The following is a 12,199-nucleotide window of genomic DNA, read 5'->3' on the forward strand; positions in this document are numbered from 1 at the left end:
CCCCCGATCACCTCAAGGTCTGGCACTTTTTGATGGGAAAAAAGTCTAAAATTCTTATCCAACAAGGTTTTTAGATTTATTCAGCAGATCCTTAAATATTGTCTGTCAAGGCAGAGCCTTGGCACAAGCGATAAGCAAGCATTTTCGGTTATTGAGGATTTTTTCTTTTTGCGGGTTTTTGTTTGCTGGTAGGGAGTAGGGGAGCGGTTAATTTTTCGTAGAGTTCAAAGAGATATTCAATACGGTTTAATTCACTGGTAAAGGGTTGGGGACGATAACACAAATCAACGGCTTTGTCAAGTTTTTGGTGAGCTTTGAGCAAGTCGGGAGGCATAGTTAAAGGATCGTATAAATCCGCAAGGCTACTATCAGGATATTTTACCCTAGTATCTAGCACAGCTTGAGCGCAGGTTTCGACGGTTTGTTTTTGTTTGTCGGTGATATTTTCTGGAAAGGGGTAGTTATTATAAACGATGGTGTTTGAATAACGAAAGCGACTTTCTAATCTTCCACACACATATTTAACCCATGTCATGTGCATTGCTGAAGTAAGAATACCAAATAAATATAAATCAGCATTTGCAACAAAGAGACAACTATCACTAGCAATATAATCTGGACTAAAGAAACCAAATGGAATATATTTTCTATTCTCTGAAGAATGACGCGGTATTAGGATATAGCTAGTTTTTGGCTGTCTATTTTCTCCGAATAAAGTAGGAAAATTAGAGAGCTTTCTAGTTGACTCTCGGTTGCTTTTCTCTCTAGTTAATTTTACTTGCTCAACTCTCGATGCAATTATTTTTGATTTTTTTAATTCTTGTGGTTGAATATTAGTCAACCATAGACAATAACGATCCTCATTATTTAAAAATTCTTTTGCACTTAATAGGGGCTTTATCCATTTTTGAGAATCAGGTTCATTCTTAACTAATTCTTCTTTCTCAGATTGTGAAAGAATAAGATGACCACCATCATTTGGCATACTTCCAAAGTTTATTTCTGGAACAGATGAAATGGTTTTTCTTCTACTTAAAATTACCAAGTCACTACCCTCGACTAGATAAGGATTAATATTTCTGACCCTTCTTTCTGTTGGTTCACCTTTAATATCAGCATAATCAAAAATGCGTTTATTGTCAATATCTTCTAGACCAAAACCAATAATAACACAATGAACTGCGGCGTTTCCTTTTGCTTCATTGCTCCAGCTAAAAGTTCGATGGGCAAAATGAATTTTTATTTTATATTTTTGATAAAGCTCTTGCCAAAGAATCCCAACTTGTTCACCCTGAGAAATAGAATTTGTGCTAACTAAAGCGCAACGAATTAAACTATTTTGAATAAATTCAGACGCTTTAATATACCATGCGGTCACATAATCTAAAACACCTGCTCCTTTAATGTCCCCTAAAACATGATTCATATCAGCCTTTTGGTCGGCATTTTGTAACTGTTTCCCCACAAAAGGAGGATTCCCTAAAATAAAATTGAGCTTCTCTTTTGATATAAGTTCTTCCCAATCAATCCGTAAGGCATTGCCATAAACAATCTTTGCCGCTTTCTTTAATGGTAAACGCACAAAATATTGACCAAAAGTATTACTAACTTTAATATTCATCTGATGATCAATTAACCACATCGCCACCTCTGCCACCCTCACCGCAAACTCATCGTATTCAATACCAGCAAACTGATTAACATCTACCTGAATAATGGTACTAATATCTGTTACTAACTGCCCCGTTTTATCTAATTTATCTAACTCTTGTAATACCAAAATCTCTAAATCTCGTAACTCCCGATAGGTAATAATTAAAAAATTGCCGCAACCACAGGCAGGATCGAGAAAATATAAATTAGCAATCTTTTTCTGAAATTCTAGTAATTTATTGCGATTGCCTTTAATCTTCTCAAATTCTCTGTGTAAATCATCTAAAAATAACGGTTTAATCACCTTTTGAATGTTCTTCTCGGAGGTATAATGCGCCCCTAAATTGCGTCGCTCTTTTGGATTCATTACCGCTTGAAACATAGAGCCAAAAATAGCAGGGGAAATTTTTCCCCAATCAAAAGCACAAGCTTCTAATAACATGACTCTCATCTTGCTATCAAAAGCCGCTAATGGTAATGACTCCTCAAATAACTTGCCATTTATGTAGGGAAATTGAGTTAAATTTTCATCGAGATTTTTTAATCTTTTTTCTTCTGGTGTATTCAAAACCTGAAAAATAGCATCAATGTGCATCGCCAAATCACTGCCATCTTCTTTGGTATGTAGATCAATATATTCCCAGAAAATCCCCTTATTAAAAATACCCGTATCATCGGCAAATAAACAAAATAATAAACGCACTAGATAAACTTCTAAATCATGCCCCATATAACCAATTTCTTTGAGGCAATCATGAAGTTTTCCCATTAACTCGGCAGCTTGAATATTGACGGGATCTTCGTCTTTATAAACTCGCTTTTCGTAACCCGCAATAAAATCAAATAAATGAACGTTATCAACAAAATTATTTAATTCAAATTCCCATTGATTACCCGAATCTAAATCATATAATTTAAACCGTTGAAAATCCGAGACTAAAATATAACGCGGTAACTCATGTTCCTTTAAATTGGGAAAATAATCCTTAGCCTGTTGTGTGGCTTTTTCTAAATCTTTCCCCTTCGATTTATGCTCAACTAAAATCGTTCCTTTCCAGAGTAAATCAATAAAACCCTGTTTATTATCTGCTTTTTTGATCGGTTGCTCAAAACTGGCTACCCTACGCCGTGAAATGCCAAAGACATGAAAAAACTCATTCCAAAAAGATTGAGATTCTGCCTTTTCTGAAGTCTCTCCTTCCCACTCTTTTTGAAAAGCGATGGCACGATTTTTGATTTCATTCCAACTTAAAGGCATAGTTTTAACTCCTTATCTTTCGCCGGTTTGCTCAAAGATGGTAGAAAATGTTGTAGGGAGCCAGATGCAGTTAGCAAGGGATACAGATAAGTAGCTGGTTATAATTAAATTGAAGATAAATTTTAGGTTCGATCCCCCCTGCCCCCTTTGATAAGGGGGGTGCCGATAGGCGGGGGGATATCCCCTTGATAAGGGGCGCATCTGATAATTTTTAACGCCTACCTACTTAGTTTCCATTTTAGGTTATTTTTTGGTAAACTACAAGGGAAGCTAGAAATTAGTAACGCCTTGAGAATTGTATTCTCTTAGTTATCAGTGCAGTTATTGACTCCAACGAACACTTATCGCTATGTCCAATACCCTCTACGAACAAGATTTTCAATTGTGGCTCGCAACAACAATTAATCACTTACAGAAGCGGGAATTTGCTGCGCTGGATACTGATAACTTAATTGAGGAGTTAACCGAGTTGGGAAAATCGGAAAAAAGAACTTTAGAAAGTAATTTGATGATTCTTTTGGCTCATTTGCTCAAATTAAAAGTACAGCACGACGCACCGCCATCAATGAAGGATAGCTGGTATTGTTCTATTATTGAGCATCGCCAGCGAATTGAGAAAAACTTACGCAATACTCCTTCTCTGAAATCCTATCTAGAAACTGCTATCCAGGAAGCCTATCTAGATGCTCGTCAAGTGGCAATTAAGGAAGGAAAACTTGCTCAATTTGGTGTTCGGATTCCCCCAGAAAATGATTATCCTCAAATTTGCCCTTTCTTGCCAGAGCAAATCTTAGATGAGAACTTCTATGGCAATTGACTCAGTTTGCCGAATAAGTAAGGCTCTGAGGGCAATCTTTCTCGCTCCTACCAAATCAGCATCAAGTTTATTCCTCCCTACCGCTCAACGAGTCCGGATAGGGAATCTCTGGGATATTGCCTGAAAAATGTTCAGAATGTCACATTGTGGCGCAAGCATTGCGCCCCTACATTAATATTTGCTCATCACCATAACCCCAAGAGAGCCAAATAATCTTGATTAAAGTCTCTGGTCTTGATTTTGGGGATAACTGGGGAATAGATCTCTGGGGAAATCCTCGGCACTTAAACAGGTTTGTAAAGCTTGGGAGGGATTATTTTTGTCCGCACCACGACTGACAGCGATAACGCATTGGGAAAAGCGCCCCGGTAATAAACTTTGACGACAGGAATCTAAAACCTGTTTAGAAATCCCTAATTTATCGGGTTCCTTGGCTGTTTCTGTTTGTTTGAGGGAATTAGTGGCAAACAAGGGGGCAGCGCGATGGATATCGACCACACAGTGACCTAGGTCGATGGGACGACGCACTTGAAAACAAGCTTGTAGGGCCAGATTACCATCGATCGGGGTTTTGGATTTAATCATCACCACACACCGGGATAATTCTTTAGGAATTAATGCTTCTGAACAAGCGCTGGCGGCATCTTCGGGACTGACTCCCGTGCCGACAATCTGACTGATACAGGCACTAAATTGATTATTGTTGCCGAATGCGATCGCTGTTTGGTTCATTTCTACTAAGCCAAGGGAAATAGTAGCGATCGCGCTCCAACTAGCAATTTTTTTAATATGGTTTTTCATTGTTTGCTCACACCGAAGATTTTAAGGCTAACTGGCCTTGATTTTAACAGATTCACGGGCAATGGGGGAATGGGGAGGTGGGGAGATGGGGAGATGGGGGAATGGGGGAATTCGACTAATACCCCAAAACCCCAAAACCCACAATTAGTATTCTGGTACAGTGGAATCGACTTCGCGACTCCAGGCGCTGATACCACCTTTGACGTTAATTCCTTCGATACCTGCGTCTTTGAGGATAGCGAGGGCTTTAGCGGAACGTCCCCCCATCTTACAATGGGCGATAAGACGATAACCGTTGACTAATTCCTTAATTTTGGGAATTGCCGCACCGTTTTCGATATCGGGTAGGGGAATTAACACCGAGTTGGGGATCTTAGCGATTTGGTACTCGTTGGGATTACGCACATCGATGAGAATGTAATCATTGGCATTGCTGTCAATTAGTGCTTTTAACTCTACTACGGTCATTTCTGTCATTTTTTGCTGTTCTGCTGCTTCTTGTGCTTTTGCTTGCGGGATACCGCAGAATTGTTCGTAATCAATTAGTTTTTCAATGACGGGACGGATAGGATTCGGACGCAATTTTAACTCGCGGAATTTCATTTCCCAAGCATTGTAAAGCAGTAAACGACCACTAAGGGTATCCGGAGCGCCGAGGATAATTTTAATGGCTTCTGTGGCTTGAATTGTGCCGATTACTCCGGGTAAAACCCCTAAAACGCCGCCTTCCGCACAGGAGGGAACCATCCCCGGTGGTGGCGGTTCGGGATAGAGATCGCGGTAGTTGGGACCGCCTTGGTAGTTAAAAACGGTTGCCTGTCCTTCAAAGCGGAAAATTGAGCCATAGACGTTGGGTTTGTCGAGAAGAACACAAGCATCATTAGTCAGATAACGGGTGGGGAAATTATCGGTCCCGTCGATAACTACATCATAGGGGGCTAAAATGTCAAGGGCATTTTCGGAACTTATGCGGGTTTCGTACAAATCCACCTGACAATAGGGGTTAATTTCTAGAATTCTGTCCTTAGCGGAAACAATTTTCGGTTTACCTACCCAAGAAGTGCCGTGAATAATTTGACGTTGCAGATTGGAACTATCGACGATATCGAAGTCAACAATACCAATTCTACCGATGCCAGCCGCCGCTAGATAGAGTAAAAGCGGGGAACCGAGTCCCCCGGTGCCGATGCAGAGAACACTGGCGGCTTTTAGTTTTTTTTGACCTTCTAAGCCCACTTCGGGCAGAATAATGTGTCGAGAGTAGCGTTGAACCTCCTCTTGGGAAAGTTCGATCGCCGCGAGATTAGGATTTAGCATAGATTGGGTAAATAGTGAAACCTGACTCGATTCGGGCAAGAATTTCGTCTCAGCACGGTTTAGAGACAAAAATCAGGAAGACTCGATCGCTTCCTGGATTTTTAATTCTTTCTATGATTATGATAGTGTGAGGGTCTGGCTGCGTGTTGTTAATATTAGTTAACTTTCCCCTGCTACTTGATCGCGGTATTCACTAGCGGAGAGGGTATCAGCCAAGGCAGTATCGGGATTTTCTACCCGCACTTTTAATAACCAACCCTCCCCGTGGGGATCATCGGCAATTAATTCGGGGGAGTCAATCATCGCTTGATTGCGATCAACTACGGTCCCCGAGACGGGAGGATAAAGTTCTTCCACCGCTTTTACCGATTCAATCGTGCCGAAACTACTACCTACTTCCAGCGCCTCTCCCAATTCGGGCAATTCTAGAAACACGATATCACCCAATTGATCGACGGCAAAAGCACTAATTCCCAAGGTAGCGATTTCACCTTCGAGTCTGACGTATTCGTGGGTTTCTAGGTATCTCAAATCCTCGGGATATTCCAGTTCCATCGTCTGTCTCTAAATATTTACAGCATCAGTTAGTTTACTAGATCTCTTGGGGAAAATGTTCATCGGGTGGGGCTGTTTTATTGCCGATCGCTACCTAGACAAAATTAATTACACCGATCGAACCCTGATTAAACAGCTAGAATTGGTCTAGGTTGATCGGGGAACGCCACAGAACACTGGAAAAGTAAGGGTTAGCCGCTTTTTTAGCTCACTTAACAATACCCAGTTTAAATGCCTCCTAGCTTACTTATGTTAAATTCCATCTTAGAGCCTCGTGGTGGCGAACATCAAACCATAAGAGCCTTTTTTGAGCCAAAAACCATAGCTGTGGTGGGATTTAATCGCCAAAATCCCCAACTTGATCGCACTCTTTTAAATAATCTCCATCATAATCCCGGTCAGCACCGTCTTTATCTAGTTAATCCTCACCCCGAAAACTGGCTCGATCTTCCCACCTATAGCAGTTTAGAGGATATCCAGACGGCGATCGATCTGGTAATTATCACCGCCCCTGCTCCCGAAATTCCCGCTATTATTGCCCAATCTGTCGAAAAAAAGGTTAAATGCGCCCTGATTCTCTCCACGGGTTTTCGGGAAACTGGACAGATGGGGGAAAATTTACTTAGGGAAATTAAAGCGATCGCTGGTCAAAAATTACGCATCATCGGTCCCCATAGCTCAGGAATCTGCAATATAAGCCAAAATCTTAACGCCACCTTTTCCCCCATCCTGCCGAAAACCGGTTCAATTGCCCTGATTAGTCAAAGTGGGGCGATCGCTGCTGCCGTGCTTGATTGGAGTTTAAGCGAAAATGTCGGTTTTAGTCACTTTATCTCCCTCGGAGTCCTTTTAGATGTGGATTGGGGCGAATTACTTTATTATTTAGGAGACGATCCCCAAACCAAAAGCATCGTTATCTACCTGGAATCCCTCAATAATGCCCGCTCTTTTCTGTCCTCAGCCAGAGAAGTTGCCCTAAATAAACCAATTATCGCCATTAGTCGCCACAGTACAGACTTTGACCCCACTTCTCTTTCCCATGCTGGCAAATTGACCAGCGATCAGCTAACTCTCTCCGCTGCCTTTGCTCGTTGTGGCATCGTGGAAGTACAAAGACTGGCCGATCTCTTGAATATCACGCAAGTTTTAGCGAAAATTCCCCGATTTCCCCGGGGAAAACGCTTGACAATCATCAGCAATGGTGTTGCTCCCGCTCTTTTAGCGGCCTCGGCTTTACTGGCGGAAGATGGACAACTGGCAACCCTTACCCCGGCAACGATCGGAAAACTAGCGCCTCTTGTTCCCACGGATATCGTCCCCCAAAATCCCATCGATCTGCGTCGCGGCAGCGATCCCGATAGCTACGCTCGCGCCCTAGAGATCGCTTTAGCGGATGCACATACCGATGCGGTGTTGATGATTCTCTCGCCTCGCTTTAACACTGATCTGCGAGAAATTGCCCTTAGAATCGCCTCAATCGCTCAAAATAGCACAAAACCCATTTTAGCAAGTTTGATGGGGGGGGAGGGCATTGCAGAGGGGGTAGCGTTATTAAATCAGCAAGGTATCCCCACCTATCGCTATCCCGATTCGGCGGCCCGGGTGTTTAATTTGCTCTGGAAATATGAAGAGAATCTGCGCGGTCTTTATCAAACGCCAATTTTAACCAATTCTCAGGAAAATGGCTCCGATCGAGTTTTAGTGAGCCAGATTATCGAGCAAGTAGGGGATAGAACAATTCTCAGTGAGCCAGAGTCTTTAGATATACTCAAAGCTTATGGAATCCCTGTTATTGTCACTAAAATTGCTGAAAGTGCCGCAGAAGCAGTTAATCTCGCTGAATCTCTCGGTTATCCTGTGGTGATGAAACTGCATTCCCAGACGATTATCCATAAAAGTGCGGTGGGTGGGGTACAATTGCCGCTTTTTTCCCCTAGGGCAGTGGTGCAAGCGTATCAAGCGATCGAAGCTAATATTAGCGCACAAGTGGGTCGGGAGCATTTTCTCGGGGTGAGTATTCAACCGATGTTAGAAATCGATCGAGGATATGAGTTAATTATCGGCTCTAATTACGATGATCAGTGCGGACCGGTGATAATTTTCGGCACTGGTGGCCGTTTAGTCGATATTTTTCAAGATTACGCCACCGCTCTACCTCCTTTAAATACTAATCTCGCTCGCCGACTTTTAGAAAAAACCAAGATTTATAGGGCTTTTCACGGGACAAATGGGCTTAAATCGCTTAATTTAGCGAATTTGGAGCAAATAATCGTTAGATTTAGCCACCTGGTTAGTGAACAACCTCGCATTAAAACTATCGATATTAATCCCTTTTTTGCCGATTCAGAGCAATTAATCGCCCTTTCCGCTTCTATCCTTCTTCATCCTCCGACTACACCCCCAGAAAAGTTATCTCATCCGGCGATTCGTCCCTATCCCGAACATTATATAGGGCCTTGGACGACGAAAAGAGGCTTAAAGGTGCTAATTCGTCCGATTCGAGCAGCGGATGAGCCTTTAGTGCGACAATTTCACCATTATCTCTCGGAAGAAACTATTTATTATCGTTATTTTCACCTTGTCAATCTCGATCGCCAAACCGCTTATGATCGTCTTACGCGCATTTGTTTTATCGATTATGATCGAGTAATGAGTTTAGTGGTAGAGATTAATAACGATCAGACGGAAGAACCAGAAATTATCGCTATAGGACGCTTAAATAAACTGCACGGCGTTAATATAGCGGAATTTGACCTATTAGTTAGGGATGACTATCAAGGTCAAGGTATTGGTACAGAATTACTACGGCGTTTAGTCACTATTGGCAAAAAGGAAGGATTAGAGGGAATCGAAGGGGAAATTTTAAGGGATAATCGCGCTATGCAGATGATAGCGGCTAAAGTGGGGTTTTCTCTCTATAAAACTGCCGATTTTGTCAAAGCGGAACTTGAATTATGAAGTCTTTTTTTGATAAGCTGATCACTAATTTTCTGGCTGAATTGTTTGGGCTAATCCTTGCTCTAAAGTAAAGGGAGGTTGCCAATTCAGGGTTTTTTGAATATAGCTAGAGTCAACGGCAAGAGAACCAAGCAAGCGATCGATATTATAGCTGTTAAAAGGGAGGTTTTTCCCTGTTATGGATTCTATGGTATCACCCAGATAACCTAAGAATCTAAGTAGGGTAGTGGGGACGGGCAGCAATTGACAGGGTTGTTGAATTTGTTGAGCAATGAGTCGAATTAATTGGGGAGTAGAAACAGCTTGGTTATCGCTAATTAAAAAGATTTGATTAGCGGCATTAGGATGATCTAAACAGGTAATAATGGCAGCAACCAAATTACCCACAAAGACAAAACTGCGGCGATTTTTTACCGCACCAAAAGGTAAAGGTAATCCCCGTTTAATTAGTTTCATCAAGCGCTCCATATTAGCACGATTGCCTAGTCCGTAAACTAGAGTAGGACGAAGGATTGTCCAAGTCATGTTACTATCTTTTGCTAGTTGAATTAAAGCTTGTTCTGCTTGCAGTTTACTACGACCATAGGGACTATCAGGATGACAAGGAGAATTTTCGTTAAGAATATCATCACTTTCGGCAGCCATAGCATGAATAGAACTGACAAAAATAAAGTGCTTAACTCCCGCTTTTAGGGACTGCTTAACTAGGTTAATAGTCCCCTTAGTGTTAACTTTTATAAATGCCGCTTCTGGATTGGATATAGTCTCATGAAGGATATGAGCGCGTCCTGCTAGATGAATAACGGTATCAATGCCTAGCAATGCTTCTTGCCAATCGGTCATATCATCAATTTCACCCACCTGAATAGCCTTAATTGACAGGGATGCAGGAAACTCAAATTTCTGGCGAATTGCAGCTGTTATCTGGTAGTTATGTTGGTGTAAAGTTGGCAGTAAGTGGCTGGCAATAAAGCCAGTAGAACCTGTAACTAAAACGTTTTTCATTATTAATTATTCAATTAAGTTTAGTAAAGTCTCCAACCATGTTTATTGAAAAAATACACGGCAGATTGAGCAAAGACTATTGCCAGTTTAGTAGAGTTGTGCGCTCCTCTTGCCCAATGATGATAAATATTTACATGGGGATAAAGTATGGTTTTGTATTTTTTAGACATTCTCATGGTCAAATCATAATCTTCAAAATACATAAACATATTTTTATCAAAGTAGCCAATATCATCTAAATATTTTCTGTTAAATAGCATAAAACAGCCACTAATAATCGGTACTTCTATTATCTGGTTATAGCTAATATCTCTCATTTCATACCAGTCCAATCTCTTTTTGAAAAGAAATTGCATTTTTTTTGGTATAAAACGTCTAATAAATAAGGTCAAAACTGTGGGTTGACGCTTACAAAGGTATTGGATGTCCCCATTAGGGTAAGATATTTTTGGAGTAATCAATCCCACCTCTTGATGCTTATCAAGGTAGTGAATAAGCTCAGTTATCACATTATTATCAAAATAAACATCTGGATTAACAACTAAATGATAATCATAATTTTTAGCTCTAGTAATAGCTAGGTTATGTCCTTGACCAAAACCAACATTATTACCATCATTGAAGTAATAATCCATATCGTATTCCTGAAAATTATCAAAGATTTTTTTGAGTTCATCAGTGGGAGAATTATCTACTACTGATAAATTAATTTCTATGGGTGTGCTGAACAGAGATTTAATTGCTTGAATAACTATCTCTGGGTCATTTTTGTAAAGGACAAGGGAGGCCGTAAGTTGCATAAGTATCTAAAGCTATCTTTTACTAAAAAGAGTATCCAAACAGTTCTATATCTTCCTTGAGATGTTCACTAATAATATTTTTAGTTTCTTCGTTATAATAACTCCTGTAGTCTCGCTGACGTTGAGGATTTTGATTGACGATTGGTAATTTTACTTCTGGTAACTTAAGCAATTCTAGTATTTTCTCATAGTCTTTTTGTAAAGTCTCAAATCTACCGATGAAATCCAGGATAATCTCGCCATTTTTATCAGCTAAAAACCTTTTTTGCAGGCCCATCCCTTTTTGAGCTTTCCAGTATATATATTCCTCAAAACTCATCGCTCTAACCACATGATGTAAAGGATGCAGCTTTCTCCAACAGAGATATTTATACATTGATACCTCTAAATCCCAAGGGTTTCTGACAAAGGCAAATTTGAAAAGTTCATTATATTTATCTTGACCAATTAGGTTTTTAACCTCTAGGGCTGAAGGGTGAGGATTCAAATAGCCTTGAGGAAATTTAAAAGAATCATAAACCCAACCCATAGGGTCAGAATAAAGGTAATTGCGAAGATTAACTTTATTTCCCAAACGAAAATTAATTCTCCCTAATACCCAATCAATTTTATAGTTAAAATATTCCCAGTCATTTAAGATGATTTTTCTCATAGATTTCTCCAAAGACGACCCCGCTACTTTGGGATTATGGATAAAAAGAAAGTTGTATTTGTAGGAAATTAACATTTTATTCTTGCCTCCAGTTGATTTTTTAGGGCTGATTCAAGTCTGAATTGCATCACTATCTGATCTACCTTTATAGAATACCTCATTGGGGGTCTGATAGTCAAGACATTTTCGAGGACGATTGTTAATTAAGTTTACGGCTCTTCCCACCTCCTCTGGCTTAACGATTTTCAAATTTGTCCCCTTGGGGAAAAATTGTCTTAACAGTCCATTGGTATGCTCGTTTAATCCCCTCTCCCACGAATGATAAGGAGTAGCAAAATAAAAATCTGCTCCTAGTTTCTGACTCAACTCTTGATGTCCACAAA

The 12,199-nt window shown here is 40.5% G+C and carries 10 protein-coding genes; 2 read left to right on the forward strand and 8 right to left on the reverse strand.

Annotated features, from left to right (window positions below):
• Positions 1-148 precede the first annotated feature (148 nt).
• Positions 149-2,911 (reverse strand): DNA methyltransferase, encoded by a 2,763-nt coding sequence (locus tag IQ224_RS07360; protein WP_194032779.1) that lies wholly within the window; start codon positions 2,909-2,911, stop codon positions 149-151.
• Positions 2,912-3,260: 349 nt separating this feature from the next.
• On the opposite strand from IQ224_RS07360, the gene IQ224_RS07365 reads away from it, so the two are divergent.
• Entirely contained in the window at positions 3,261-3,728 is a 468-nt protein-coding gene (locus IQ224_RS07365) for a DUF29 domain-containing protein (protein WP_194032780.1), read from the forward strand.
• 219 nt (positions 3,729-3,947) lie between these two features.
• Here the strand turns inward: IQ224_RS07365 and IQ224_RS07370 are convergent, their stop codons facing one another.
• The 3 genes from IQ224_RS07370 to gcvH all read right to left on the reverse strand — a co-directional run bounded on the left by IQ224_RS07370 (position 3,948) and on the right by gcvH (position 6,401).
• The gene (locus IQ224_RS07370; RefSeq protein WP_194032781.1) at positions 3,948-4,529 is read right to left on the reverse strand and encodes a hypothetical protein; all 582 of its coding nucleotides are present in this window, start codon (positions 4,527-4,529) and stop codon (positions 3,948-3,950) included.
• Between the two features lie 144 nt (positions 4,530-4,673).
• Positions 4,674-5,846: a molybdopterin-synthase adenylyltransferase MoeB gene (moeB, locus tag IQ224_RS07375; RefSeq protein ID WP_110580300.1), complete on the reverse strand. Its 1,173-nt coding sequence runs from the start codon at positions 5,844-5,846 to the stop codon at positions 4,674-4,676.
• 159 nt (positions 5,847-6,005) lie between these two features.
• The gene (gcvH, locus tag IQ224_RS07380) at positions 6,006-6,401 is read right to left on the reverse strand and encodes a glycine cleavage system protein GcvH (protein ID WP_110580298.1); all 396 of its coding nucleotides are present in this window, start codon (positions 6,399-6,401) and stop codon (positions 6,006-6,008) included.
• Between the two features lie 249 nt (positions 6,402-6,650).
• Between gcvH and IQ224_RS07385 the strand changes: the two genes are divergently transcribed.
• Entirely contained in the window at positions 6,651-9,359 is a 2,709-nt protein-coding gene (locus IQ224_RS07385; protein WP_194032782.1) for a bifunctional acetate--CoA ligase family protein/GNAT family N-acetyltransferase, read from the forward strand.
• A 24-nt stretch (positions 9,360-9,383) separates the two neighbouring features.
• Here IQ224_RS07385 and IQ224_RS07390 read toward each other — a convergent pair whose 3' ends face one another.
• The 4 genes from IQ224_RS07390 to IQ224_RS07405 form a co-directional block, all read right to left on the reverse strand.
• Positions 9,384-10,364 (reverse strand): NAD-dependent epimerase/dehydratase family protein, encoded by a 981-nt coding sequence (locus IQ224_RS07390; protein WP_002749153.1) that lies wholly within the window; start codon positions 10,362-10,364, stop codon positions 9,384-9,386.
• Between the two features lie 20 nt (positions 10,365-10,384).
• The gene (locus tag IQ224_RS07395; RefSeq protein WP_002749155.1) at positions 10,385-11,164 is read right to left on the reverse strand and encodes a glycosyltransferase; all 780 of its coding nucleotides are present in this window, start codon (positions 11,162-11,164) and stop codon (positions 10,385-10,387) included.
• Between the two features lie 22 nt (positions 11,165-11,186).
• The gene (locus IQ224_RS07400) at positions 11,187-11,891 is read right to left on the reverse strand and encodes a sulfotransferase family 2 domain-containing protein (protein ID WP_002749156.1); all 705 of its coding nucleotides are present in this window, start codon (positions 11,889-11,891) and stop codon (positions 11,187-11,189) included.
• Between the two features lie 36 nt (positions 11,892-11,927).
• On the reverse strand, positions 11,928-12,199 hold a 272-nt coding region (locus tag IQ224_RS07405; protein ID WP_194032783.1), incomplete at its 5' end, for an IS30 family transposase.

Origin of the sequence: Microcystis sp. LEGE 00066, from assembly GCF_015207925.1 — a bacterium.
GTDB lineage: Bacteria > Cyanobacteriota > Cyanobacteriia > Cyanobacteriales > Microcystaceae > Microcystis > Microcystis ichthyoblabe_A.